A 25,921-nucleotide genomic window follows, 5' to 3' on the forward strand; every position below is an offset into this window, starting at 1 on the left:
CCCTGAGGTCAGCGCGTCGGGTACTCGACGCCGAGCGCCGCGCGGGCCCGGTCGAGGACCTCGAGCACGCCGATGGTGTCGTCCAGCGGCATGTCCGGGCTCTGGAGCAGGCCCGCGCGCAGGCACCGACCGACCTCCTCGACCTGGCAGACGTACCCGCGTGAGGGGCGGTGCAGCTCGCGCGTCCCGCCCGACACGCGGTCGTGGACGAGGGCGAGGCCGGGGGCCTTCGCGTAATGCGGTTCGACGCTGATCCACCCCTGCGTGCCCGTGACGACACCCCGACCGGGGCTCGGCGCGCGGAACGTCGCCGTGAGCTGGGCGAACCGTCCGTCGTCGTAGCCCCACTGCATCGCGGCGGTGTGGTCGGACCCCTGGGGGGTGAGGGCCCCGACGACCTGGACGACGTCGGGGCGGCCGAGGAACGGCCACGCGAAGGCCGCGGCGTACACCCCGAGGTCCAGCAGCGCTCCGCCGCCGTTGTCGCGGTCGAACAACCTGTTCTCGGGGTCGTAGGCGCGATAGGCGCCGAAGTCGGCCTGGACGGAGACGACCTCGCCGATCGCCCCGGCGCGCACCTCCGCGAGGACGGCCCGCATCAGCTCCTGGTGCCGCAGCCACATCGCCTCCATGGCGAACACCCGTGCGGCGCGGGCGGCCTCGGCGATACGCCGGGCCGAGTCGGCGGTGAGGGTCATCGGCTTCTCGACGAGGACGGCCTTGCCGGCGGCGATCGAGGCGAGCGCCTGCTCCTCGTGGAAGGGGTGGGTCGTCGAGATGTAGACGACATCGACCTCGGGGTCGGCCCACAGCCCCTCGTAATCGCCGGCGACGGCCCCCACCTGGTCGGCGACGGCGGCCGCGCGGTCGAGACCTCGGGCCCCCACCCGCACGACGCGGTGGCCGGGTGTGCCCGCGATCGTCGTCGCCATGCGTGGGGTGAACCGCCCGGCCCCGAGCACACCCCACCCGATGGTGTCGGCGGCGGCGGGGGAGGTCTCGAAGGCGGAGGGTGTCGCCGCTCGCGTGGGGTCGAGGTCGGCCGGGGTGTCGGGTCGGGGCATGACGCCACGGTACGTGCGCGCCGTGGGCCGCAGTCCGATCCCGCCCCCTCACTCGGTGTGGGCGTTCACACGACGTTCACGTCGTGGCACGCGTGCGGTCGTCCACGGCATGGACAGTGACGGCTCTGGCGATCGCGCTCAGCTCGGATCGAGCGTGGAACGAGGTCGCCACCGCGAGAGGAGGGTTCATGCCGCGTTCCGTGATCGCCGGCGTCGACGTCGGCTCGATCACGCTGCCGAGCGCGGACCGCCTCGTCGACGTCCTCGTGTCCGCTGCCCGTGGGGCCGGCGTCGATCCCGGCGGCCTCGTCGTCGGGACCCACCTGCAGGTGACGCGGTCGGGGCGACCCCACGTCGTCCTCACCACGTCGAGCGCCGGCACCGCCGGCTGGCAGTGGTGGCTCATGGTCCGCGCCCTCTCCGGCCACCGAGCCCCGCTCGCGGTGTGCGTGGGCCGGGACGCGGTCGGGGACGACGACGCGGTCGAAGCGGCCCGAGCCGCCGTGGAGGAACGCGCGGGTCGTATCGCCGGCCGCTGCGTGCACTTCCCCGGCGCCGAGGCGATCGCGGGAACGATGACGGCCGGGCAGATCACGGCGGCGTCGGCCATCGACGTCGTCACCGAGGTGGGCCGGGGCGAGCTCGCCCCGGACGCGGAGATCCTCACCGGCGCCCGAGTCCGACCGCGGTGGGAGTTCGGAGCGCTCACCCTGCACGTCCAGCACGAGGGCCAGGGCGTGTACCTGCCGTTCGAGTCGGCCTCCGCCCTGCGTGTGGGGTGAGGCGCCCGTAGGCTCCTGTGCAGCGCCGGGATCCCAGGCGCAGGACACGTGAGCGCCGACCAGGACGTTCACGCGGGTGCGAGACGTCGAGGGAGCGGACATGGGCACGGACGGGCAGGCCAGGGCGACGATCTTCGTCTCGGGTCGGGTGCAGGGTGTCGGGTTCCGTTGGTGGACGCGCTCGCGGGCCCTCGAACTCGGCCTCGCCGGCCAGGCGCGCAACCTGCTGGACGGACGCGTCGAGGTGGTCGCACAGGGGTCCCGGGCCGACGTCGAGAAGCTCGAGCACATGCTGCGGGAGTTCCCCAGCGGCACCGGCCGTCCCGGTCACGTCACCGCCGTGACGACGCAGTGGTCCGAGCCCCGCGACGGGGTCAGCGGGTTCCGGGAGGCCTGAGTCCGGGAACCCCGCCGAGGGGTCCCCGACCGGTCACCGGGGTGAGGTGGGCGCCGGGAGCGAGGTCGCGGGACCGGGCTGCGGCTCGGACATCCCCGGCATCTGGGTCACCGACTCCGGCGGCGGGGCGACGATGGTGACGGGTTCGCCGTACTTGTCGGCCGTCATCGTCATCGTCGTGCCCTCGAGCGACATCACCATCTTGCGCAGCAGGTGCGCGTCGTCGGTCCACACGTCGTAATCCAGGGTCGACGGCATCCCGCTCGGGCTGGGCATCGCCGTCGCGGAGCCCTCCTGGAGCTTCTGCGGGTTCATCGTCACGGTGTACTTGTGCAGGCCGTCCTCGGGGCCGGCGTAGACGACCTTCTCGACGGCGTTCTGGGTCATCGTGAGGTTGTCGGCGGGGTTCATCATCTTGCTGAGGTCCTGCCCGCCCGCCTGGCTGAGGGCCTGGAGGGGCATCTTGACGAACTTGCCCTTCTCGGCCACACCGGGCATCTGCATGTAGACGGCCTCTCCGTCCATGATCATCTGCATCTGCTGGCCGTCACCGGCCGCCGACATCGTCATGTCGGCCTTGGGGTGGTTCTGGTCCGACATGTCGCCGTTGCCGGTCATCGTGACCTTCTGGCCGCCGTTCTCCATGTGCATGGTCATGGCGTACGTCTTCTTGTCGAGCATCGCCTTCTGGACGTCGGCGAAGAACGCGTTCTTGTCGACCTCCTGGCCTGCGGTGGGGGAGGCGTCGGCGCCCTGGACGGCCGAGGGTGAGCCCGCCGCCTGGTCGGCCGGGGTCTGACCCCCGCTGCAGCCGGCGAGGGCGAGCGGGACGGCGACGAGAACGGCGGCGAATCGCGTGCGGATCATCGGGGACTCCTCGAGGGTGCGGATCGTGCAGGTCTCGTGTCGTGAACCTCCCACGATACCGGCGGGCCTCTCGCGGCGAGCCGACGGCCGTCCACGTCCGGCGTGCCCGGGGCCCACCTGCCGCGGGCCGCCCGGCCACCCGGCCAGCCGGCCTCCCGGCCGTCCGGGCGACGACCCCGGCCGCTGGATCACCGGTTCCCCGGACGGCAGCGTCGCGCGGGCTAGGGTGGGCGGGATCGCTCGCCACCGCCCCGAGGAGCCCGACCCGCCGTGTACGTCAAGAGCCTGACCCTCAAGGGCTTCAAGTCGTTCGCGTCGGCGACGCATCTGCAGCTCGAACCGGGGATCACGTGCATCGTCGGGCCGAACGGCTCGGGCAAGTCCAACGTCGTCGACGCCCTCGCCTGGGTGATGGGCGAGCAGGGCGCCAAGAGTCTGCGCGGCGGCAAGATGGAGGACGTCGTCTTCGCCGGCACGGCGGGCCGTCCACCGCTCGGGCGCGCCGAGGTGACGATGACGATCGACAACTCCGACGGGGCGCTGCCGATCGACTACACCGAGGTGACGATCAGCCGCACGATGTTCCGCACCGGCGGCAGCGAGTACGCGATCAACGGGACGAGCTGCCGACTCCTCGACATCCAGGAACTGCTCTCCGACTCCGGTATCGGCCGGGAGATGCACGTCATCGTCGGCCAGGGACAGCTCGATGCGGTCCTGCGGGCGACCCCGGAGGAACGCCGCGGGTTCGTCGAGGAGGCCGCGGGGGTGCTCAAGCACCGCAAGCGCAAGGAGAGGGCACTCCGCAAGCTCGAGACGATGGAGGGAAACCTCCGCCGCGTCCAGGACCTCACCAGCGAGATCCGCCGCCAGCTCGGGCCGCTCGGTCGCCAGGCCGAGACCGCGCGCCGGGCCGGGGTCATCCAGGCCGAGGCCCGCGACGCCCGGCTGCGGCTCCTCGCCGACGACCTCGTCCAGATGAGCTCGAGCTTCGAGGCCGACGTCGCCGACGAACGGGCGCAGATCGCCGCGCGGGAGGCGGCCGAGGCCGATCTCGTCTCGGTGCGCGGGCGGCTCGCGGAGCTGGAGGAGCGGGCGGCGGCCCTGCGCACGACGCACGCCGAGGCGCAGGAGCGGTGGTTCTCCCTGTCCTCACTCCGTGACCGCCTCTCCTCGACGGGGTCGCTCGCCGGGGAACGCGTGCGGCTCCTCTCCGAACCCGAACCGGAGGACGCCTCTCGCGGCCGCGATCCCGAGACCCTGCTCGAGCAGGCCCGGGCCGTCCGCGCCGACGAGAGTGCCCTCGCCGCCGAGATCGAGGCGGCCCGCACCGCGCTCGCCGAGTCCGTCGAGCGTCGTGAACAGGCCGAACGTGCCGCCAAGGAGGAGCAGGACCGTCTCACCCGACAGGTGCGCGCCGCCGCCGACGCGCGGGAGGGGCTTGCCAAGCTCGCCGGGTCGGTCGCCGCCGTCCGCAGCCGCATCGACGCGGGGGAGGCCGAACTCGGCCGCCTCGAGGCCTCCGCACAGCGCGCGCGGGCAGGAGCGGAGGAGGCTCAGCGCGAGTTCGCCGTCCTCGAGACCGGGGTGGCCGACGAGGAGGAGGGCGAGGAAGGCCTCGACGCCGCCTACGAGGAGGCCGCCGCCGCCGTCGAACGGGCTCGCCTCGTCGTCGACGCGGCGCAGGAGGCCGAGCGCGCCGCCGAGGCCGACCGCGCCCACGCCGCCGCCCGCCGGGAGGCGCTCGCGATCGGTCTCGCGCGCGCCGACGGCGCCGAGGTCCTCCTCGAACGCGGAACGGACGGCGTCCTCGGGCGGATGGCCCAGCTCGTCAGCGTCGCGCCCGGCCGGGAGGCGGCCGTCGCCGCCGCGCTCGGACGTGCAGCCGACGGTCTCGCGGTCGCCTCTCTCACCGCGGGAGGTGCCGCGCTCGCCTCGCTCGCGGGGGGTGACGCCGGGGCGGCGAGCCTGCTCGTCGCCGGTGGCACCCCGCCGCCGGCGCCCGCCCCTCGCCCGGCGGCGGACGTCCTCGCCTCCGACGCCGTGTGGGCCCTCGACGTCGTCACGTGCACGGCCGACCTGAGGCCGGCCCTCGAACACCTCCTCGACGGGGTACTCCTCGTCGGTGACCTCGACGCAGCCCTCGCCGTCCACGCCGCGAACCCGCACGTCACCGCCGTCACCGACGCCGGTGACGTCATCGCCCCCGGTCTCCTGCACGGTGGCGGGCGCTCACAGCCGAGCCTGCTCGAGGTCGAGGCCGCCGTCGAGGCGGCCGCCGCCGCCGAGCGGGAGGCCGAGGCCCGCCGCGACCGGGCGCGCTTCGCCCTCGCCTCCGGCCGGTCGACGCTCGAGACGTTGCAGGAGGCCGAGGACGCCGCACTCGCCGACCTCCACGCCTCCGACGCGCGGCTCGCCGGGGTCGCCGAGCAGCTCGGTCGGTTGGCCTCCCAGGCCCGGTCCGCCAAGGCCGAGGCCGACCGGATCACCGCCTCCGCCGCGGCCGTCCGCACCGGCCTCGAGGAGAACCGCGCGCAGCTCAGCGACCTCGAGGCTCGCCACGCCGACGCCCTCGCCTCCGCGGGGGAGGACGACTGCGACCCCTCGACGGAGGAGCGCGACCGCCTCGCCGAGGCCGCCGCCGCCGCTCGCGCGGCCGAGACCGAGGCGCGCCTGCGGCTGCGCAGCCGGGAGGAGCGCATCCGCTCGCTCTCCGGCCGCGCCGAGGGGCTCGAGAACGCCGCACGGCAGGAACGGGCCGCTCGCGCGCAGGCGGAGGAGCGTCGTCGTCGTCGCGTCGCGCAGGTCGCGCTCGCCCGTGAGGTGCAGGAGGGCGCCGAGACCGCCGCCGCGGTCGTCGGGACCTCGGTCGCCATCGCCCTGTCACGCCGCGACGAGGCCGCCGCCGCCCGCTCGGCCCTCGACGAGGAGCTCACCCGCACCCGGTCCTCCGTCGAGGCGCTCACGACCCGGGTTCGTGACCTCACCGACTCCGTCCATCGCGACGAGATCGCCCGCGCCGAGCAACGCCTCCGCATCGACGCCCTCCGCGGTCGCGCGATCGAGGAGCTCGGCATCGACCCCGACGTCCTCGTCGAGGAGTTCGGGCCTCACCGCCGCATCCCGGAGATCACCCCCGAGCTCATCACCCGCCGCATGGAGGAGGAGGCCCGGGACCGTGCCGCGGCGCGCGCCGCGGCCGAGGGGGCCGAGGGAAACGAGGCCGACGGGAGCCGGGGGACCGGCGAGGCCGGTGCCGAGGGCGAGGCAGGCGCCACCGCGGACACCGTGGCGACCGACGCGAGCGCGACCACCGCGACGACCGGGGTCGACGGGGACGAGGCACCGGCGCGGGCCGCGGAAACGTCCGCCGAGGACGGGCTCGCCGAGGACGGGCAGCGTGAACTCCGCGTGCCGACGTTGCCACCGCTCACCCCCGTCCCCGACGAGGACGGCGCCCCGTTCGTGCGGGAGGAGCAGGAGAAGCGCCTCCGCAAGGCCGAGCGCGACCTCGCGCGCCTCGGCCGGATCAACCCGCTCGCCCTCGAGGAGTTCGCGGCGCTGGAGGAGCGGCACACGTTCCTCACCGAGCAGACCGACGATCTCAAGCGCAGCCGCGACGATCTGCTCGACATCGTCAAGGAGGTCGACGCGCGCGTCGAGCAGGCGTTCGCGGACGCGTTCGCCGACACCGCGCGGGAGTTCGAGGGCGTGTTCTCCCGGTTGTTCCCCGGCGGCGAGGGCAGGCTCACCCTCACCGACCCCGGCGACATGCTCACGACGGGCATCGAGGTCGAGGCGCGTCCCCCGGGGAAGAAGATCAAACGTCTCTCGCTGCTCTCGGGCGGGGAGCGGTCGCTCACGGCCGTCGCGCTGCTCGTCGCGATCTTCAAGGCCCGGCCGAGCCCCTTCTACATCATGGACGAGGTCGAGGCGGCCCTCGACGACACCAACCTCGGTAGGCTGCTCACGATCTTCGAGGAGCTCCGGGACTCCAGCCAGCTCATCGTCATCACGCACCAGAAGCGGACGATGGAGGTCGCAGACGCGCTGTACGGGGTCACGATGCGGGGAGACGGGATCACGACCGTCGTCTCCCAGCGGGTGGCCCAACCTGCCTGAGGAGGCCACGTGACGACGCCCGACCCCACCCCCTCTCCGACGACGTCCGAGGCGCCCGTGCCAGGGGCGTCCTCGACCGGAGCGCCCTCGACGGACGCGCCAGCGCCACTGCGGGGCGAGACGCGAGCCTCACGCCGGGCGGCGACCTCGGGGCCCGACCGCAGCCAACGGCTCGTCGCGGAGAACTCCGTCGTCGTGCTCGTCGACCTGCAGGAACGTCTCATGCCCGCAATCCACGACGACGCCGCCGTGCGCCAGCGTGCCCGGCTGCTCGCCCACGGGGCGCAGGAGTCCGGGGTGCCCGTCGTCGGGACCGAGCAGAACCCCGACAAGCTCGGCCCGCTCGTCGACGCCCTCCCCGAGAGCTGTGTGCGGGTGCTGCCCAAGATGCACTTCGGTGCGTGCGAGGACGGGTTGCTGGAGCTGCTCGACGACGTGGCGCGCGGCCGAGACCAGGTCGTCCTCGCCGGAACGGAGGCGCACGTGTGCCTCATGCAGACGGCGCTCGGCGTCCTCGAGTCCGGTCGCCAGGCGTGGGTGGTCTCCGATGCGTGCGGGTCACGCGACCCTCGCGACGCGCACGCGGCGATGGCGCGCCTCTCGTTCTCGGGTGTGCGGGTCGTGACCACCGAGATGGCGGTCTTCGAATGGCTCCACACCTGTGAACACCCGAGCTTCCGGGCCATGTCCCGCCAGATCAAGGAACCCCGCTTCCCCAGCATCGACAGCTGAGCGACGGCGCTTTCTCGTCGGGCTCGGCGGTGGCGGGGACTCGGGTGGGCGGCCGCCGGCCACCGCTCGCCACCGCGGCACCGCCGCCGCGACGGCAGCGTGAATCGGGTTGGCGCCGTAAGTGATCCGTGACAGTGATCGTGATGACTCCGTGACCGAATCGGGCAGTTCGGGGGGTTCAGCCCCGGCCGGTTCTGCCGACAAGGGGGGCATGGACGTCGTCCTCCTCTCCATCGCGATGGTCACCGTGCTCGGCGCGCTCTTCACCGCCGCCGTCGTCATCCCCGCGCGCCGTCGCGGGGCCAGCCTCGTCAACAGGTGGGCGTTCGCGCGCTCCACCCGTCGGGTCAAACGGGCTCCTCGGCGTCGACGCAACAACGTCTTCCTCGCGCGTCAGAAGCAGCCCCTCGATCTCACGCCGCTGCTCTCCCAAGGCGTCGACGCTGCGCCCCGCTCGCGCCGCGGCTCGCTCACGCGCGTGTCCTGACTTCTCGTTCGCCGGTGCCGCTCCCCGTCCACCGCCGCTGACGTTCGCCATCGCCGCGACGTCGCACCGGTGCAGCGATATCCGGTCGGCGCCGACCACGACGGTGCACTCGGCACCCATGGGTCGGTTCAGGCACGTCCACTGTGACCACTGCGGTGCACTCGGCACCCCGAGGGCCGGTTCGTGAGGCTCCTGCTCGTCGACACGCCCCCTCCCCGAGGGCACGAGGAGTTCGAGACATCCGCACCGCGGACGTTGCGGCTCGCAGGCGAGCGCGTCATGAGCCCGGCCGCGTCGGTCTGCCAGACTGACGACGTGGATTGGATTCTCAACGACCTCTGGGCACTGATCTCCGTCGTCGGCGTCCTGCTCGTCGCAGGGGTGCTCGCGATCGTCGGCCTCGTGCGGGGCGGCTCCCGACGGCGCCGCGTCGAGCCGGGCACGCGACCCGACCTCCGGGGCGCGCCGACCGAGGGGGGCGAGGGCAGCACCGCCGTCGGGAGCGTCGACACGCTCGAGCGACCCGACGTCCTCCTCGAGCCGGGGCCGCCGTCGGTCGAGACGCCGGAGTCGACGCGCAGCCGTCTGCAGCGCCTCCGCTCTCGCCTCGCCCGATCCGACTCCGCGCTCAGCCGTGGTCTCCTCGCGCTCCTGCAGGGAGGTCAGCTCGACGAGGACACGTGGGACGACGTCGAGAGCACCCTGCTCGCCGCCGACCTCGGCGTCGAGGCGAGTTCCTCGCTCGTGGCACGGCTCAAGGAGCGGGTCGCCGCCGAGGGCGTGCGCGACGAGGCGACGATGCGGGGGTGGCTTCTCGAGGACCTCCACGCCGAACTCCAACCGCAGCTCGACCGCCGCGTCGCGTCCTCGCGGGTCGAGGGGCGCCCGGCGGTCATCATGGTCGTCGGCGTCAACGGCACGGGCAAGACGACGACGATCGGCAAGCTCGCCCGTGTCCTCGTCGCCGAGGACCGCGACGTCATGCTCGGCGCCGCCGACACCTTCCGCGCCGCCGCCGCCGATCAGCTCGAGACGTGGGGAGCCCGCGTCGGGGTGCCCACGGTGCGCTCCGATCGCGACGGGGCCGACCCGGCGTCCGTGGCGTTCCAGGCCGTCCGGGAGGCGAACGAGGCCGAGGCCGACGTCGTCATCCTCGACACCGCCGGCCGCCTGCACAACAAGACCGACCTCATGAACGAACTCGCCAAGGTCAAGCGGGTCGTCGAGAAGCAGAGCCCCATCGACGAGGTCCTCCTCGTCCTCGACGCGACCACCGGTCAGAACGGCATGCGCCAGGCGGAGGTGTTCTCCGAGGTCGTCGACGTCAGCGGCATCGTTCTCACCAAGCTCGACGGCACCGCCAAGGGCGGCATCGTCGTCGCCGTGCAGAAGGCCCTCGGGGTGCCGGTCAAGCTCGTCGGCCTCGGTGAGGGCCCCGACGACCTGGCCCCCTTCGAGCCCAAGGCCTTCGCCGAGGCGCTTCTCGGCTCCTGACCCGACCTCGGCGTACGACGACGCCCGGGCCTCCGCGATCGGTGCGGGAGCCCGGGCGCCGTCATGTCAGGGGCCGGACGGGAACGCTCAGGCGGCCCGGTGGACCTTCTCGGCCTGCGCGACGAGCAGGGCCTGCAGGGGGAGTCGACCGAAGGCGATCGCGCGCTTGGACCACGGCTTGTGCCGCCAGTCCCACGCCATCTGGAGGTTGCCGGGGAACACGCCGACGAACAGGGCGGAGGCCGCGCGACCACCGAGCCGACGGGTCGAGGGGTTGATCAACAGGGCGGCCGTGCCGAGCTCGGCGACACCCGAGGCGTAGGTCCAGAACCGTGCGGACCCGGGCAGCTTGGGCGGGATGAGGTCGTCGAACGGCTCGGGCTTGACGAAGTGCAGGACGCCCATCCCCGTGCACAGGGCGGCGAGGCTGAAGGCGGTCGTGTCTGCGGAGGTCGTGGACATGACCCAAGAGTAGGTTCCGCCACCGGACCCGGCATGCGGGGGCCACGGCGCCCCCTCATCGACCTCACCGATCGGAGTCGGTCGTCACGGGGTTGATCAGGAGCCGCGGTGGGGGTGGGGGAACCGAATGGGGCACCATCGCGACCAACGGGTGTGAACGGGTCGACGAGGGTCTCAGGGGGACGGGCCTTGCGCCAGCGGCAAGAGAAAGACGAGACAGACGGGTCGGACGTCGAGCAGGTCTACGCGCGGGAGCACCAGGCGCTGGGGCGGCTCGCCGCCGTCATGACCGGGGACGTCGACGCAGCGGCCGAGATCGTCCAGGAGTCCTTCGTCGACCTCGTCCGCGCCGCCGACGACGTCGAGGATCCGGCGGCCTGGTTGAGGACGGTCGTCGTCAACCGGTCGCGCTCGTGGATCAGACGGCGGGTGGTGGCACGCCGGTATCTCGAACGACAGCCACCGCCGGAGCACGACCCACCCGTCGACCCCGCCGACGCCGAGGCCCAGGTCGACGTCCGCCGAGCCCTGTCCGAACTCGATCCCGAACAACGGGCCGTGCTCTTCCTGCGCTACTACCTGGACATGTCGGAGGCGCAGGTCGCGGCAGCCCTCGGCTGCCGGCCGGGGACGGTCAAGTCACGGGCCTCGCGGGCGTTGCGACGCATGAAGGAGGTACTCGATGGTTGACCGCAGCGAGCAGAGGATCCTCGAGGAGGTCCGTGCCTTCGTCGACAGGATCGAGGTGCCCACCCCCGCGCGCTGGACGGGGCCACAGCGCGGGGGAGCGACCCGACGGGGAGCCGCAGGCGTTGCGGGTGCCGAGGGCGGGCCCGAGAGCACGGTTCCGCCGCCCGGGACTCCGCCGTTCATGCACCCGGTCGATGGGGACACCGAGCAGGAGCCGCGACGCATCTCCCGTCGCGCGGTCCTGACGGGGGCGGCGGCGGCCGCCTCCCTCGTGGGAATCGTCTCCTACGCCGGAACGCTCGGGAATCACCCACCCCAGCCGGCCGCCGACGGGAACGCGCGGACCCTCCCCACTCGTCTGCCCGGGTACTGGCCCCTGCGGCCGACGTTGGAGATGCTGCCGACCGGCCGAGTCGGCATGGTGTACCTCCAGTCCGAAGCCCAGCACCTGCCGGACGAGCCGTCACGGATGGTGACCCTCGATGACCGCTTCGGAGGGATGCGGTCGCTCGCGACCGCGAACGACCGGGAGAACTACACGACTCCTGCCCCGACGATCGTGTCGGACGACGGACGGTGGCTGGCCGTGGGTTCGATCTCCTGGCAGGGGGAGGTCGTGCTCGTCGACGCGGAATCGGGGCGGACGCGCACGGTCCGGGTGACCGATGCGCCGCGGCGCGACGTCCAGCCCCTCGCGTTCTCCCCGGACGGCGCCGCGGTGTTCGTCCGCGATCAGAGCGCCGCGCTCACCCCGAATGCCAACGAGACGCCGTACGGTCGCGTCATGCGGGTCGGCGTCACCGACCGCACGGTGCGAGACCTCGGCCTCGGCGGCGACGTCGTCGACTGCTGCCCCTCGCCTGACGGAAGACGCCTGCTCGTCGCACGTCGCCGTGGGCACACCGAGATCGTCGCAGCGCCCGACGCGACGAGCGGTGACCCGCGCGTCGACCCCTCGATCGCGGTGCGTCTCGATACCGCGCAACTCGTGCCGCACGCGTGGTCGCCCGACGGCCGCCGGATGCTGGCTCTCGACGCCGCCCGTGAGGCGTTGCACGTTCTCGACCCCGAGGGGGGCCATCACTCGTGGCCGCTGTCGGAGCGGGTGTGGAACGGAGTGGCCTGGAGCGGCCCGGACACCTACCTCGTGGTGCTGGACCTGGACGATGATCTTGCTCCAGGCCGGTTGGGCGAGATCGACGTGCGCACCGGGGACATCAGCCAGGTCGCCGAGTGGGAGACATGGCCGGTGACCTCGCACATCCGTGAGATCTCCATGGCCGCGAACCTCGCCTGGGGTCTGCGCGTGACGAGGACACCTCTCGCCGCCGTGAGACGACAGTCCACGTCGTGAAACACTCCCGTCACATGAACCCGTGAGGTTTCACCTCCCCGAAACACGACGACGACATCGCCGAAACACGTCGCCCGCACCCTTTTCCCATGAACATCGACAGCGGGGACACCGCCTGGATCCTCATCAGCGCGGCGCTCGTCATGCTGATGACGCCCGGGCTGGCCTTCTTCTACGGCGGAATGGTGCGCGCCAAGAGCGTGCTCAACATGATGATGATGAGCCTCGGCACGATGGGCACCGTCGGGGTGCTCTGGGTGCTCGTGGGCTACTCCGAGGCGTTCGGCGACTCCTGGCACGGGCTCATCGGGAACCCGACCGAGTTCGCCGGACTCTCGACACTCCTCGCGCCCGAGGCGATCGCAGGATCGGTTCCGGCGCTGGCCTTCGTCGGCTTCCAGGCCATGTTCGCGATCATCGCCACGGCACTCGTCAGCGGCGCGATCGCCGACCGTGCGAAGTTCTCGACGTGGCTCGTCTTCACGGCGATCTGGTCGATCTTCGTGTACTTCCCGATCGCGCACTGGGTCTTCGCGTTCGACACCGTCGACGCGCAGGGCGCGGTGACCAGCCACGGCGGATGGATCGCCAACGGACTCAGGGCGATCGACTTCGCCGGAGGCACGGCCATCCACATCAACGCCGGCGCGGCGGCGCTCGCTCTCGTGCTCGTCCTCGGCAACCGCCACGGGTTCGGCCAGGAGCCGATGCGTCCCCACAACCTCACGCTCGTCATGCTCGGCGCGGGCCTGCTGTGGTTCGGCTGGTTCGGCTTCAACGCCGGCTCGGCGCTCGCGGCGAACACCACGGCGGCGGTTGCGTTCGTCAACACCCTCGCGGCCCCCGCGGCGGCGATCCTCGGGTGGCTGCTCACTGAGCGCCTCCGTGACGGTCACTTCACGAGCCTCGGCGCCGCGTCCGGCATCGTCGCGGGTCTCGTCGGCATCACCCCCGGCGCGAACGCCGTCACTCCCCTCGGTGCGATCGTCATCGGTGCCGTGAGCGGCATCCTCTGCGCCCTCGCCGTCGGCCTCAAGGAGCGTTGGGGGTACGACGACAGCCTCGACGTCGTCGGCGTCCACCTCGTCGGTGGTCTCGTCGGAACGCTGATGATCGGGCTGCTCGCCTCCTCGTCCGCGCCCGCCGGTATCGACGGCCTCTTCTACGGCGGCGGGTGGGATCAGCTCGGACGTCAGGCGATCGGCGCGATCTCCGTCCTCGCGGCCTCGTTCGTCGCGACGTACCTCATCGGCCTCCTCCTGCAGAAGACCATCGGGTTCCGTGTCGACCGCGACTCCGAGCTCTCCGGCATCGACCGGGTGCTCCACGCCGAGAGCGCGTACGAGATCCTCGCCGACGGCAGCATCCGCACGACCCACGGTGGTGGCCTCGGCGCCGAGGAGAGCGTCTTCAGGCCCAGCCCGGACCGCAACGGCATCCTCCACGAGGAGTCCCCGGCGCGCTGACCCGCCGACCTTCCTCGGCACTGCCACCCCAGACCGCACCGCCCGGCCACACGTCCCTTCCGTGTCGGCCGGGCGGTGCTTTTCGTGGGTATGGCGTGGCCGCGGGCAGGAGTGTGACGGGCGCTGCCGCGGGTTCAGCCGCGCAACCACCGCCCCATCTCGGTCGCGGGGACCATCGATCCGCCGGTGGCCCAGGCGAGGTGGCGAGCGCCGGGTTCGTCGCCGAGGCCTCGCTCGCGCAGGACCAGCATGCCGGCGAGACCGGCGAGAGCCGACGGCTCGAGCCGGACCCCCTCGGCCGCGTCGAGTCGTCGCAGCAGTGGCAGGAGGACGTCGTCGCGCACGGTGACCGCCCCGGCCACACGCCCCGCGGTCGTCGACCACGCGAGGTGCGACGCCCGGCCCACCGCCAGCCCGTCGGCGAGGGTGACGCCGTCGAGGCCGTAGTCCTGCACGCTCACCACGGCGCCGCGCCCGGTCGCGAGGGCGAGCAGCATGCACGGCGCGGCCACGGGCTCGGCGTACCAGCAGTGGAGATGACGGGTGTCGTGGCCCCGCTCGAGCAGGGCGAGGTGCAGTCCGTGGACGATCCCACCCGGCCCACCCCCGACTCCGCAGGGGAGGTGCACGTGCAGGGGGTGCGCGGGTGTCGGGAGGAGATCGGCGGCCTCGAGCTGATCGACGAGTCGCAGCCCGGCGACGGCGTACCCGAGGAACAGCGTCGGGGAGCTCTCGTCGTCGACGAAGTGCGTGCCGGGATCCGCCCGTGCCTGTGCGCGGCCGGTCGCGACGGCCAGACCATAGTCGCCGGGGTACTCGACGACTCGGGCCCCGAGGCGGCGCAGCAGGTCCTTCTTCCACTCCCTCGCCTCGGCCGACATGTGGATCACGGCCGAGAAGCCCAGCGCCCGCGCCATGAGCCCGATCGACAGACCGAGGTTGCCCGTCGAACCGACGGCCACGGTGTGCCGGGACAGGAGGTCACGCAGCTCAGCGCCCCCGAACTCACGGTGATCCCCGCGGCGGGGATCACCACCGGCCCAGCCGGCGGCGAGCGCGAGACGCTCGGCGAGGGTGAGGACCTCGTAGATCCCCCCGCGCGCCTTGATCGAGCCCGAGATCGGCAGCACGTCGTCGCGCTTGAGCCACACCTCGCCCTCGACCCCGAGATCCGTCCGCACCGCGGGCGCCCGGGTGAGCGGGGAGTCGATGAGCCCCTCCTCGACCCCGTTCGGTCCCTCGAACCACGGCCCCGGGAACGTCGCCGCGAGGTACGGCGCGAACCTCCGCAGCAGCGCGTCGGCCTCCCGGAGATCGGAGAGCGTCAGGCCGGCAGGCGCCGGGGTGTCCCGACGGGCGGGGTTGCGCCACACGGTGGGGATCGCGGCGCGGACCTCCGCGAGCACCTCGTCACTCACTTCGGAGAACGGGCTCAGGAGCTCGAGGTCGACGTGACGATGGGGACGATCGTCGCGACGACGATCGCGGTGTTCATCGCCTGCAACGCGCGGGCGACGGCTGCGCTCACGGTCTCACCCGCGTGGTCGTGCGTGGCGACCTCCTCGATACGGGCCTTGATCTCCTTCTTCGACATGCCGCCGGTCTCCTCGGCGAAGACCTTGGGGGCGATGTCGAGGCTCTGCACGATGGCGAGCAGGGTCGCCTCCCGCGGGGTGGCGGTGGTGCCGCGAAGGACCGACCCGAGTCGTTCCCGCAGGGCACGCTCGGGCGCGGCGTCGCGGATCGGGCGTTTCTCGGGCACGAGGCCGAGGAACCGCTTGGCCTCGACCTCGATGACCCCGGCCTGCTGCAGGCTCGCGACGATCTCCGCCTGCGCCGCGACCTTGCCGTCGGTGACGAGCGAGGACACCTTGGCGCCGTCCTTGCGCTCGAGCCGGGCGAGTGCCGCGTCGAGGGCCGGGTGGCCCGTGGGTGAGGAGTCGATGACGGTGAGGCGCGGGTCCTTCGCCTCGTCGAGGGTGATCCGCTCGGCGATGACGAGGTCGGCGATGTTCGCGGCCGCGTAGCCCCACGTGTTCTGGGCGAAGGCGCTCTCGGGCTTGCCGTCGTCGCGGGTGAGAAGCAGCATCAGCTCTTCGGAAGTGATCATGAGCTCACGCTAGGCCAGGCGATCGTGACCGGACGATGACGAATGTCAGGCCTTCACGGTGACGGATCCATGGAGACGGATTCACGCCGGCCGGGCGCGACGCCCGAGCGCGCCGATCGCCGCCCCGCGCGGGTGCCGGGGCGGCGATCGGGCGGCGGGGAGGTCACTCCTGGATCTGCGCGTCCTTCTCGGAGTGGACCTCCTCGGCCATCTCTCGGACCTTCTCGTCAGGGAGGTCGACATCGGCCCCCGCGAGCCCGTCCTTGAGGTGCTGCTCGACGGTGTCGGGGTCGGCACCGGAGAGGTGGGACTCGGCGCCCTGCTTGACGGTCTCGACGGCTTCGGCCTTGGCGGCGTCTTCGGATGCGTTGGTCATGGCCGCTTCTACCCCACATCGAGGTCGGGCAAACCGGACCGGTGTGTCCCGCCCGCGTCGGTATCGTCGAGGGGTGGACGATCATCCCGATCTCGTGCGGCTGCATGCGCGTCCCCGTCACCGCCTCGCGGACCTCGTGGGGGTCGTGCTCGACCCGCTCGTCGTCCTCGCGGTCACGGTGCTGCTCGTCGCGCTCGCCACGTCGCCCACCGTGCTCGCGGGGCTGGGGTGGGCCGCCGCGACGATGACGTTCTGTGCCCTGCTGCCGGAGATCGCCCTGCGGGTCGTCATGCGCGTCCACGGCATCGGCGACCGCCAGCTCGTCGTGCGGGAGCAGCGTCGGATCCCGTTGCTGCTGTCGGCGGCCTCGATCGGCGTCGGCGTCGGCGTCCTCGTCCTGGCGGGCGCCCCGCGAGGGTTGACCGCACTCGTCGTCACCGTGCTCGTGGCTCTCGTCGCCATGGCGATCATCACCCGGGTGTGGAAGGCGTCCTTCCACCTCGCCTGCACCGCGACGGCGGTCGTCGTCCTCGCCCTCGTGCTCGGACCCCTCACCCTCGCCATCACGCTCCCGATGCTCGGCGCCGTCGCGTGGGCGCGGACCCGCGCCGGTCGGCACGGCCTCGCCCAGGTCATCGCCGGCGCGCTCATCGGGGGCCTCATCGCCGGCGCCGTGTTCCCCGCCCTCGCATGAACGAGCGGGCGGCCGACCCACCGGGGATCACGCCGCCCGCTCGTGTCACGCGCTCGGGAGGCGACTCACTCCACCGGCGCGTTGGTGGCGGGGCTGTCGTTGCCCGGGTCCTCGCGTTCGGCGGGTCCCGCCACGGTCTCCTCGGTGCTGGTCTCATCGGCGCTGCCCTTGCCGGAGTCCACCTCGGTGTGCGCGGCGTCGACCTGGACCTCCTTGGGGGCGGTCGCGGCGTCGGCGGTCTCGGGGGTGTCGTTCTGGCTCATGGTTCCTCCTGCTGGGGATCGGTGCGATCAGGGTAGGTCCGCGGGTCGGATGCCGCCTCCCGGTGTCAGCGTCGCCGATCCTCTCGCGTCGCCGTCGAGGCGGGGAGCGCCTCGCCCGTGCGCTCGTAGTGGTCGGCGATGTCGTCCCACAGCGAGGCGTCGGCGACACCGATGTTGCCGGGACGGAACACCGGGTCGATCCCGGCCTTGCGTTGCCTCTCGTAGTCGCGGAAGAGCCGGATGGCGATGGGGACGAGCGGAATGAGGGCGAGGAGGTTGATCCAGGCGTAGAGCCCGAGCCCGACGTCGGCGAGGGCCCACGCGAAGTCGGACTTGCGGAACGACCCGAGGAGGATCGAGGCGGCGAGGACGATCTGGAACGCCCGGATGACGGTGCGCTCGTGACGGTTCGACCGAAGGATGTAGGCGATGTTGGTGTCTGCGTAGAAACCGAACGACAGCAGGGTCGTGAACGCGAAGAAGAACATCGCGATCGCGATGAACACCGCCCCGAACCCGGGGGCCACGGTCTCGACGGCGCGTTGGGTGAACGCGGGGCCGGCGTCGACGCCCGGCAGGTACTGAATGATCGGCACGTCGTCGTCCGTGATGACGTTGTACGAGTTCGTCGACAGGATCATGAGGCCGGTGACCGTGCAGACGAACAGCGTGTCGATGTAGACCGAGAATCCCTGTGCGAGCCCCTGCTTGACGGGGTGGCTGACCTCGGCCGCGGCGGAGGCCTGAGCGCCGGACCCCGTGCCCGCCTCGGAGGAGTAGATCGCCCGTCGCACGCCCCAGAGGACCGCCGCGCCGAGCATGCCCCCGAACATCGAGTCCGCACCGAACGCGCTCGCGAAGATGAGTCGGAACATGTTCGGCACGTGCTCGGCGTTGACGACGAGGACGACGATGCCCATGAGGATGTAGGCGATCGCCATGAACGGCACGACGAGTCCACAGACACGGCCGATGCGCTTCATGCCGCCGAAGACGACGAGGCAGAAGAGGGCCGCGACGAACAGGCCCGTGAGCCGGGGGTCGAACCCGAACGCCTCGTTGGCGGAGACCGCGATGCTGTTGGCCTGGATGGCCGGGCCCGTCATCGTCGTCGCGAAGATCGTCGCGACGGCGTAGGCGAGGGCGAGCCACTTGAGCCCGAGACCCTTCTCGATGTAATAGGCGGGACCACCTCGGTACTCACCCCCGACCTCCTCCTTCCACACCTGGGCGAGGGAGGACTCGACGATGGCGACGGCCGCGCCGATGATCGCCGTCACCCACATCCAGAACATCGCGCCGGGACCGCCCAACCCGATCGCGACGGCGACCCCGGCGATGTTGCCCACCCCGATGCGACCACCGAGGGCCATCGCGAGTGATTCGAACGAGGAGATGCCGCGCTCGGAGCCGCCACCGCCCTTGAGCTGGCGGATCATGTCGGGGATCCGGCGGATCTGGGGCACCCGCATCCACACCGTGAAGACGGTGCCGATGCCGAGGACGAGGAGCACCATCGGGGTGCTCCACAGCCATCCCGAGATCTGTTCGAGGGCTTTCATGCCGGGGTCTCACTCTCTGCCGGGTACGGGTCACCGGACCGCGGGGCACGGACCGGCAGATCGGGCCAGTCTGACGCCCCCGGAGGCCCGCTCGCTGCTCGAAACGCCACCGAGTTCGGGAAAAGCGGTTCAGTTCACGCGAGTGAGCCGGGCGGCGCGCGGCTTTGCCGGCGACGCAGTGGAGCGTCGAACGCGGAGTCGACGGCCTGCGCGTGCACCTACGCTGGTCGTCATGGCCGCGTCACGACGACTCCTGGGCCGCCTCGCCGCGGCCACCGCGGGTGCCGTCGGGCTCGTCGTCCTCACCCCGAGGATCGCCCGCACCCCGGGCGATCCTGGTCCCGGGGGCTCCAGGCCCCGTGCCGGCGCGGGGACGCCGGAGATCACGGACCGCACGACCGCGCGACGAGTCGGCGACGAGCAGCACCGCGGCGACTCCGGCCACGACCCCGGGTGAGATCGGCGTCGAGCCGTCTCCTGCGGCAGGCCGCACCGGACCGGGTCGGACCCTGGGGCGGACCCGGGCGGCGGCCGTCCGCGTTCGGCCGACCCGCGTCGTCCTCGACCGTGACCACGGTCGCTCGTCAGGACCGTGACGGTCGGTCGTCAGGACCGTGACGGTCGTCAGCGCTCGGCGGCCACGTGGATGAGTGCGACCGTCTGCCGGACGATGGCCCGCCGCCAGGCAGCGAAGGTCGGGTCGCTCGCGCCGTGGCGGTTGGTCGGGGCGAAGTGCTGCATGATCGGGGTGTGGATGTGCCCGGCCGGGATGTCGCGTCCGAGCCGGTCTCGGAGCAGGGTGTTGCGGTAGGCGCTCTCGTTCGACAGGTACGTGCCACCGCCACCGGCGTACGCGCACGAGGTGGGGGCGGGCGGTGTCCCGGGTTGGGCCGGGTGCATGCCCCCCTCGGGGTCGGCGTTGCGGGTCACGCGCTCCGGTGAGTCGCAGTCGGGGAACTCGGTGTACGCCGTGTTGCGGATGACCGGGAACCCCTCGCCCGTCGCCCACGTCGCCCCCGGAGGCGGGGCGATCCCCGTGCCCGTCCCCGCGGCGGCCATCCGCCCGAACGGCAGGGAGGCCGTCGTCCACTGCGGCGGGTTCCTCACGTCGAACACCCGGGGGCCACCCCACCGGGGAACCACCGTCGCGTGGCACCCGGGGTTGTCCCTCGCGATCTGCGGGACCCCGTCGACGGGCGGGCACGGCCGGCTCCCGTCGTTGCCCGGCGAGACACCGTGATAGCGCCCGTTCCACACCTCGAGGTCGAAGCGCCCCTCACGTCCCTGGCTGAGGGTGATCGAGGCCGTGAGAGATCTCGCCCCCGCCCGCATGTGCGGCCCGACGGTGTCCTCGATCCATCCTGCGGTGAACTCCGTGTAGTTGACCGGGAGCAGGTAGGCGTGGATCACCTGGCGTCGGCCGTCCCTGCCGATGTGGGTGGTGCCGTCGATCGCGAGGGCCGTCGCGCCGGAGGGGTTGCCGTGGCGGATGTTGTTGCCCGCCGCTCTCGGTGCCGTGCCGCTGTCGCCACCGTCGAGCGTGTACGGGTCGAAGCCGCTGACGAGGACCCGTGCGGTGCCGTACCCGGCCGGGTAGGAGATGTCGCTCATCCCCCGGGAGGCCCGCTCGAAGGTCTCGATGATCGCCTCGCGCCGTGCGTCTGCGAGTCCGCCCGCGGGTCGCCACTGCCGGAGCGCGGCCGTGACCTGCAGTCGCGTCCAGTACAGCGGCCGGTCGTCGGTGCGGGGAAGGGGCCCGCGCACGGTTCCGGTCGACTGCGCCCGGGCCACCGCCGCCGTCCACAACCGGCGTCCCTCCCGGGCGGCGATGGCGGTGGCGCCGCGGGTGTCGCGGGTCCGACACAGCAGGTCCACGACTCTCGGCGCGACGTGCTCGAAACCCCCGCCGGCGATCATGTCCTGCGCGAACGCCGTGTCCGCGAGCCGGGACGGATCGGCCGGGTCGGGCATCCGGGCGGCGAGGCGGCGTTCCTCCACCGACAGCGGCAGCGACGCATCGAGACACGGGGCCCGGAGGACGGCGGACGCGCCGGTGTCGGGGGCGGGCGGCGCCGGAGCAGCGTGGGCGTGACCCGGCAGCGCCACCGCGAGGACGACCGTCAACGCCGTCGAGAGGCGGGAGAGGGGGGAGGCCATGGTGGGTCCTTCCACATCGGTCAGTGGGGCAGTCGGGCGGTCGGGATCGTGACCACGGTGGGCCGAGGCTACCCACCCCCCTGGTCCTCGGGCACTCCTGCGGCAGGGGCCGTTTCGGCCGACTGAGCGGTGTCGAAACCCACGGGGGGCTGATGGCGCTGCCGGGGTTGCGACCGGTCAGTGGGCTCGCAAGACCAGGCCCGTGTGATGGGCGAGGAATGCGAGGACGTCGGCGGCCTCCTGCGCGGCGACGGCCCGGGGCTTGCCCGCGCCGTGACCGGTCGAGGTCTCGACACGCGTGAGGATCGGTGCGTCGCCTCCCTGAGCGTGTTGGAGCGTCGCGGTGAACTTGTGGCTGTGGGCCGGGACGACGCGGTCGTCGTGGTCGCCCGTGACGACGAGGGTCGCCGGGTAGGTCTCGCCCTCGCGGATGTGGTGCAGGGGTGAGTAGGCGAGGGCGACCTCGAAGTCCTCGGCGACGTCGGGGTCCCCGTAGTCCGAGATCCACGCCGAGCCGATCGTGAACCGGTGGAAACGCAGGAGGTCGAGCACCCCCACCATCGGCACCGCGGCGGCGACGAGCCCGGGATGCTGGGTGATGAGCGCCCCGATGAGCAGGCCGCCGTTCGAGGCGCCGTACGCCGCGAGCTGTGGTGACGTCGTCACGCCCGTGGCGATGAGGTGCTCTCCGAGCGCCGCGAAGTCGTCGAACACGTTCTGCTTGGCCGCGCGCGTGCCCTGCTCGTACCACTCGGTGCCGAACTCGCCGCCACCACGCAGGTTCGCGATCGCGACGGCACCGCCCGCGGTGAGCCAGCCGGTGTCGATCGAGGAGAACGACGCGCCGATGGCGACGTTGAAGCCGCCGTAGCCGTACATGAGCGTCGGGACGGGGTCGTCGGGCAGGCCGGCCGGCCTCAGCAACCAGTACGGCACCGGCGTGCCGTCGGCGCTCGTGGCCCGGTGCCGGGTGATCTCGAGGTCCGGCGCCCGCCACGTCTCCTCGACGAGCGACAACGCGCGGACATCGCCGGTGGACGGGGTGATGACGAACGCCTGCATCGGTGAGGTCACCGAATCCATCGAGACGAGCAGCTCGTCGCGACCGGCCTCACCGCTCATCGCGAGCAGACTGCCGCCGGTGACGTCGAGCCGCCCGAGGTCCTCCCCGTCCAGGGAGTAACGCGTGAGGACGGGGGAGGCGTCGGCGAGGTGGTGGACGACGAGGACGTCGCCGGCGAGCACGGCCCCCGACAGGGCGTGCTCGGTCTCGGGGACGACGGTCCGCCAGGTCGCGGGCTCTCCTGCCTCGACGGCCGCGAGGTCGAGCGCGACGAGGCGACCGCGGGGCGCGTCCTCGTCGGTGACGAGGTAGAGCACGTCGTCGACGACGTCGACGAACTCCTGATAGTGCGCGAACTCCTCGATGACGCGCAGGGGTTCGCCGACCTTCGCGCCGTCGGTGCGGGACAGCCACATCGCGAACTTCTCGTCGGTGCCGTGGTTCATCGCCATCGCGATCCACCGGCCGTCGGAGGAGGTGTCGGGCCACAGCGACCGGCGCGGGTCGTCCGGGAACTCGAGGACGACGGGGTCGGTCTCCACCGCCGTGCCCACGGTGTGGGCCTTGATGACGGGGTGGGGGAGCGCCTCGGTGGACGTGCCCTCGGCGCGTGCCTCGCCGTAGTGCGTGTAGAGGAAGGTGCGGTGGTCGGGCAGCCACCGCAGGGAGCTGAACTTGGAGACGACCTCGGGTTCGTCGAGCGGTTCGCTCGTCGAGGGGTCGATGATCCGCACGTGCTGCCAGTCCGATCCGCCCGCGCTCACGGCGTACGCGGCCAGTGAGCCGTCCCCCGCGACCGACAGCCCGGCGAGGGAGGAGGTGCCGTCCTCCGACCAGGTGGAGGGGTCGAACAACACCCGCCCGCCCTCGGCGAGCTCGTCGAGCGATCGGGCGACGTACCAGGTGTTCTGGGGTGCGCTGCCGTCGTTGCGCGAGAGCAGGTACCACCCGGAGCGGTGCATCGGCGGCGTGACGACGGGCCGGAGCACGATCGTCCGCATGAGCTCCGAGAAGGACGACCGTGACCCGATGTCCTCGAGGAACGCCTCGGTGAGCGCGTTCTGCGCCGCGACCCAGGCGCGGGTCTCCTCCGAGTCCGGGTCCTCCAGCCAGCGGTAGGGATCGGCGATCTCGTGTCCGTGCAGGGTCTCGACGACCTCACCACGTCTGGTCTTCGGGTAGTCCACGCCCTCGACGGTAACGGCCGCGCCGGAGCGACCGTGCCGAGGTCACACCGGCGAGGACGCCCCGTGGGCGGTCAGCGACCGCCGGAGGAGCCGGTGCTGGGCCGGATGTACTCCGACGGCTGGACGACCACGTGCCCCCGGCCCCCGAAGGCCATCTGGAACGTCTCGCCGGAGCCGCCTCTCACCATCGAGCCGAGCCCGCCGGAGTCGACGCGGACGTCCATCGTCACGCCCTGCGTCCACAGCACCACGGCCTCGGGATCGCCGAACGTGGGGGCGCCGGCGACGTCGAGGGCGACCGGCTCACCCGTGGTGGTGACGGCGACGAAGCCGGTGCCGCGCAGGGAGACGTTGAAGAGATCGCCCATCATCATCGCCCCGCGGGCCTGGACCCGGTGGATGTCCCACTCGATGCCGTCGGCGAAGGCGAGCACATTGCGGCCGTTGACCGAGATCTGGTCGTTCTCCAGGTAGAGGATCTGGACCTCCGCGGCCCGGTCGGCGAGGAACAGGTCGCCGCGGCCGGTGCACTTCATCACCGAGAACCCCTCGCCCGTCGCCGCCATCTTGAAGAGTTTGCCCAGCCCACCGGCACCGGTGTTCTGGAAGCCGATCTGTCCCTGGTAGGCGACCATCGCACCCGCACGCGCCCAGACGGACCCGTCGAGACGCACCTTGAGCATCTTGCTGTTCTGCTTGATGAACGGCTCGCGCGCCTCCTGCTCGGCGTACTGCTCGAACAACGGCCCGTAGATCGTCATGAGGTTCCCCTTCGTCGGTGACCGGCCCCCTGCCGGCGCCCTCCCAGCGTAGGAACGCCGGGGTGCCTCCGCCCCACCCACGGTGGAGAACCGGGGTGAACCCGGAGACGGATCGGGGGCGAGGTCTGCTCGCCCCCGATCCGCCATCGGCCCTGCGCCGTGCCGGGACGGCGTCTCGGACGGTCTCAGAAGGAGGAGCGGGGAGCTCCCATCCCGGGATCGATGCGGGTCGGCCCGTTCGCGGTGGGGGCGAGCGGGAAGTCGAAGATCGCCGTCGGGAGGTACACGGTCGCGCAGGCGTTGGGCACGTCGACGACACCCGAGAGTCGGCCCTCGATGGGCGCGGCTCCCAGCAGCAGGTAGGCCTGCTCGGGGGAGTAGCCGAACGTCGTGAGGTAGTCGATCGCGTGCAGGCAGGCCCGCTGGTAGGACAGGTGGGAGTCGAGGTAGCGCTGTTCGCCGTCGAGGGTCACCGACGTGCCCGAGAACGCGAGCCACTCCGAGTACTGCGGCTCGACGTTGCCGGGCATGAAGATCGCGTTCTCGGAGACCCCGTACGTCTCCATGCCGCCCTTGATGAGGTCGACGCGCAGGTCGATGAACCCACCCATCTCGATCGCGCCGCAGAACGTGATCTCCCCGTCGCCCTGGCTGAAGTGCAGGTCGCCGACCGAGAGGTTCGCGCCGTCGACGAACACCGGGTAGAAGACGCGGCTGCCGCGGCTGAGGTTCTTGATGTCCTGGTTGCCGCCGTTCTCCCGCGGTGGTGCGGTGCGGGCCGCCTCGGCCGCGACGCGGTCGTAGTCGGCGCCCTCGAGCGAGCCGAGGACCGCGTCCTTCGGCTGCGGCGGCAGGGCGAGCGGCGGGACCCGCTCGGGGTCTGTCGCGATGAGCGCGGCCTCGCGGGTGTTCCACGTCGTGAGCAGGTCATGGCTCGGGGCCGTCCCCATGAGCCCGGGGTGCATGATCCCCGTGAAGGACACGTGGGGCACGTGCCGGGAGGTGGCCGTGTGGCCCGTGAAGTCCCAGACGGCCTTGTAGGCGTCGGGGAACTGGTCGGTGAGGAACCCGCCGCCGTTCTTCTTCGCGAAGATCCCGGTGTACCCCCATCCCTGGCCCGCGAGGGGACCCTCCTCGAGGGGGATCGGGCCGAGATCGAGGATGTCGACGATGAGCAGGTCGCCCGGTTTGGCGCCCTCGACGGCGAACGGTCCCGACAGGCAGTGGACCTTGTCGAGCGGGGCGTCGCGGATGTCGTCGGCGGAGTCGTCGTTGTGGATGTCGCCGTCGAACCATTCGCGGCAGTGGACGCGGAACGACTCCCCCGGCTTGACCGTCGCGACCGGCGGGATGTCGGGGTGCCACCGGTTGTGGCCCGTGAGCTGCTGCTGCGTGAACGTCTTGGTGGAGTCGAGCGGGAAGATGACGTCGGGCACGGGTCCTCCTTGCGGTCGAGACCCCGACCGGGCCGCCGCACGTCGCTGCGACCCGTGCGCGTCAGGGTCGAGGGAGTGTCGCGTGAAGCGGATTGCGGCTCACCGGTCGTGAGGAACGGGCCGGTGGGGGCGCCGCGACGGTGCGGGGTTGGGACGCGCTGCGTTCGGCGCGTTCGATGGTTCGGCGGGCCGGGGAGTCGCCGTGGGTGGCGGCGACCGAGGTCCACCGGCGCCGGGCCGGCCCACCGCAGGTGGGACAGTCGAGGGCCGTCGGGATCTCCGACATCGGGCACCGATGGTCCACGTCGCCGCACGAGGCGCACCGGAACGTGTAGGTGGGCACCGGACCTCCTCGTGTCGCGGACGACGTTGGTGCTGCGCAGATTACGGGCGCG

General features: G+C 72.1%; 24 protein-coding genes. 11 read left to right on the top strand and 13 right to left on the bottom strand.

Annotated features, from left to right (window positions below):
* Positions 1-8 precede the first annotated feature (8 nt).
* Complete coding sequence (locus RT054_RS00630; RefSeq protein ID WP_313021568.1) at positions 9-1,064, bottom strand: Gfo/Idh/MocA family oxidoreductase; 1,056 nt, start codon at positions 1,062-1,064, stop codon at positions 9-11.
* Positions 1,065-1,252: 188 nt separating this feature from the next.
* Here RT054_RS00630 and RT054_RS00635 point away from each other — a divergent pair, with 188 nt between their 5' ends.
* A complete protein-coding gene (locus RT054_RS00635) occupies positions 1,253-1,846 on the top strand; it encodes a hypothetical protein (protein WP_312718447.1) in 594 nt (197 codons plus the stop codon).
* 100 nt (positions 1,847-1,946) lie between these two features.
* Positions 1,947-2,243, top strand: coding sequence for an acylphosphatase (locus tag RT054_RS00640; RefSeq protein WP_312718445.1), 297 nt, complete (start codon positions 1,947-1,949; stop codon positions 2,241-2,243).
* A 33-nt stretch (positions 2,244-2,276) separates the two neighbouring features.
* Here the strand turns inward: RT054_RS00640 and RT054_RS00645 are convergent, their stop codons facing one another.
* Positions 2,277-3,110, bottom strand: coding sequence for a hypothetical protein (locus RT054_RS00645; RefSeq protein WP_313021570.1), 834 nt, complete (start codon positions 3,108-3,110; stop codon positions 2,277-2,279).
* Between the two features lie 270 nt (positions 3,111-3,380).
* On the opposite strand from RT054_RS00645, the gene smc reads away from it, so the two are divergent.
* The 4 genes from smc to ftsY all read left to right on the top strand — a co-directional run bounded on the left by smc (position 3,381) and on the right by ftsY (position 9,945).
* Positions 3,381-7,232, top strand: coding sequence for a chromosome segregation protein SMC (gene smc, locus RT054_RS00650; RefSeq protein ID WP_313021573.1), 3,852 nt, complete (start codon positions 3,381-3,383; stop codon positions 7,230-7,232).
* A gap of 9 nt (positions 7,233-7,241) precedes the next feature.
* Entirely contained in the window at positions 7,242-7,964 is a 723-nt protein-coding gene (locus tag RT054_RS00655) for an isochorismatase family protein (RefSeq protein ID WP_313021575.1), read from the top strand.
* Positions 7,965-8,175: 211 nt separating this feature from the next.
* Positions 8,176-8,451, top strand: coding sequence for a hypothetical protein (locus tag RT054_RS00660; protein WP_313021578.1), 276 nt, complete (start codon positions 8,176-8,178; stop codon positions 8,449-8,451).
* A gap of 279 nt (positions 8,452-8,730) precedes the next feature.
* Positions 8,731-9,945 carry a signal recognition particle-docking protein FtsY gene (gene ftsY / locus RT054_RS00665; protein WP_312718472.1) on the top strand — a complete coding sequence of 405 codons (1,215 nt, stop codon included), beginning with the start codon at positions 8,731-8,733 and terminating at the stop codon, positions 9,943-9,945.
* Between the two features lie 87 nt (positions 9,946-10,032).
* Here the strand turns inward: ftsY and RT054_RS00670 are convergent, their stop codons facing one another.
* On the bottom strand, positions 10,033-10,407 hold the full coding sequence (locus RT054_RS00670) for a hypothetical protein (RefSeq protein ID WP_312718435.1): 375 nt from the start codon (positions 10,405-10,407) through the stop codon (positions 10,033-10,035).
* 189 nt (positions 10,408-10,596) lie between these two features.
* Between RT054_RS00670 and RT054_RS00675 the strand changes: the two genes are divergently transcribed.
* The 3 genes from RT054_RS00675 to RT054_RS00685 all read left to right on the top strand — a co-directional run bounded on the left by RT054_RS00675 (position 10,597) and on the right by RT054_RS00685 (position 13,917).
* The gene (locus RT054_RS00675; protein WP_313021582.1) at positions 10,597-11,097 is read left to right on the top strand and encodes a sigma-70 family RNA polymerase sigma factor; all 501 of its coding nucleotides are present in this window, start codon (positions 10,597-10,599) and stop codon (positions 11,095-11,097) included.
* Positions 11,090-12,451: a hypothetical protein gene (locus RT054_RS00680; protein WP_313021585.1), complete on the top strand. Its 1,362-nt coding sequence runs from the start codon at positions 11,090-11,092 to the stop codon at positions 12,449-12,451. The genes RT054_RS00675 and RT054_RS00680 overlap by 8 nt, the downstream gene beginning before the upstream one ends.
* 89 nt (positions 12,452-12,540) lie before the next feature.
* Positions 12,541-13,917: an ammonium transporter gene (locus RT054_RS00685; RefSeq protein ID WP_312718431.1), complete on the top strand. Its 1,377-nt coding sequence runs from the start codon at positions 12,541-12,543 to the stop codon at positions 13,915-13,917.
* A 134-nt stretch (positions 13,918-14,051) separates the two neighbouring features.
* Here RT054_RS00685 and RT054_RS00690 read toward each other — a convergent pair whose 3' ends face one another.
* From RT054_RS00690 to RT054_RS00700, 3 genes are all read right to left on the bottom strand, one after another.
* Positions 14,052-15,335, bottom strand: coding sequence for a D-serine ammonia-lyase (locus tag RT054_RS00690; protein WP_313021587.1), 1,284 nt, complete (start codon positions 15,333-15,335; stop codon positions 14,052-14,054).
* A 14-nt stretch (positions 15,336-15,349) separates the two neighbouring features.
* Positions 15,350-16,027: a GPP34 family phosphoprotein gene (locus RT054_RS00695; protein ID WP_313021588.1), complete on the bottom strand. Its 678-nt coding sequence runs from the start codon at positions 16,025-16,027 to the stop codon at positions 15,350-15,352.
* A gap of 163 nt (positions 16,028-16,190) precedes the next feature.
* Positions 16,191-16,403 (bottom strand): hypothetical protein, encoded by a 213-nt coding sequence (locus RT054_RS00700; protein ID WP_313021589.1) that lies wholly within the window; start codon positions 16,401-16,403, stop codon positions 16,191-16,193.
* A gap of 73 nt (positions 16,404-16,476) precedes the next feature.
* On the opposite strand from RT054_RS00700, the gene RT054_RS00705 reads away from it, so the two are divergent.
* A complete protein-coding gene (locus RT054_RS00705) occupies positions 16,477-17,097 on the top strand; it encodes a hypothetical protein (RefSeq protein ID WP_313021591.1) in 621 nt (206 codons plus the stop codon).
* Positions 17,098-17,162: 65 nt separating this feature from the next.
* On the opposite strand, the gene RT054_RS00710 is transcribed toward RT054_RS00705, so the two are convergent.
* Together RT054_RS00710 and RT054_RS00715 are read right to left on the bottom strand one after the other, a co-directional pair.
* A complete protein-coding gene (locus RT054_RS00710; RefSeq protein ID WP_312718424.1) occupies positions 17,163-17,360 on the bottom strand; it encodes a hypothetical protein in 198 nt (65 codons plus the stop codon).
* A gap of 65 nt (positions 17,361-17,425) precedes the next feature.
* Positions 17,426-18,922: an alanine/glycine:cation symporter family protein gene (locus RT054_RS00715; protein WP_313021592.1), complete on the bottom strand. Its 1,497-nt coding sequence runs from the start codon at positions 18,920-18,922 to the stop codon at positions 17,426-17,428.
* 232 nt (positions 18,923-19,154) lie between these two features.
* Between RT054_RS00715 and RT054_RS00720 the strand changes: the two genes are divergently transcribed.
* Positions 19,155-19,379, top strand: a complete 225-nt coding sequence (locus tag RT054_RS00720; protein WP_313021595.1) for a hypothetical protein — start codon at positions 19,155-19,157, stop codon at positions 19,377-19,379.
* A 167-nt stretch (positions 19,380-19,546) separates the two neighbouring features.
* Here RT054_RS00720 and RT054_RS00725 read toward each other — a convergent pair whose 3' ends face one another.
* The 5 genes from RT054_RS00725 to RT054_RS16475 all read right to left on the bottom strand — a co-directional run bounded on the left by RT054_RS00725 (position 19,547) and on the right by RT054_RS16475 (position 25,869).
* Entirely contained in the window at positions 19,547-21,079 is a 1,533-nt protein-coding gene (locus tag RT054_RS00725; RefSeq protein WP_313021597.1) for a hypothetical protein, read from the bottom strand.
* A gap of 177 nt (positions 21,080-21,256) precedes the next feature.
* A complete protein-coding gene (locus RT054_RS00730) occupies positions 21,257-23,329 on the bottom strand; it encodes a prolyl oligopeptidase family serine peptidase (RefSeq protein ID WP_313021600.1) in 2,073 nt (690 codons plus the stop codon).
* 71 nt (positions 23,330-23,400) lie between these two features.
* Entirely contained in the window at positions 23,401-24,090 is a 690-nt protein-coding gene (locus RT054_RS00735; protein ID WP_312718412.1) for an AIM24 family protein, read from the bottom strand.
* A gap of 185 nt (positions 24,091-24,275) precedes the next feature.
* A complete protein-coding gene (gene fmdA, locus RT054_RS00740; protein ID WP_313021601.1) occupies positions 24,276-25,526 on the bottom strand; it encodes a formamidase in 1,251 nt (416 codons plus the stop codon).
* 61 nt (positions 25,527-25,587) lie between these two features.
* Complete coding sequence (locus RT054_RS16475; protein WP_396837165.1) at positions 25,588-25,869, bottom strand: FmdB family zinc ribbon protein; 282 nt, start codon at positions 25,867-25,869, stop codon at positions 25,588-25,590.
* Between the last annotated feature and the right edge of the window lie 52 nt (positions 25,870-25,921).

The organism is Mobilicoccus sp. (assembly GCF_032060985.1).
Taxonomy (GTDB): Bacteria; Actinomycetota; Actinomycetes; order Actinomycetales; family Dermatophilaceae; genus Mobilicoccus.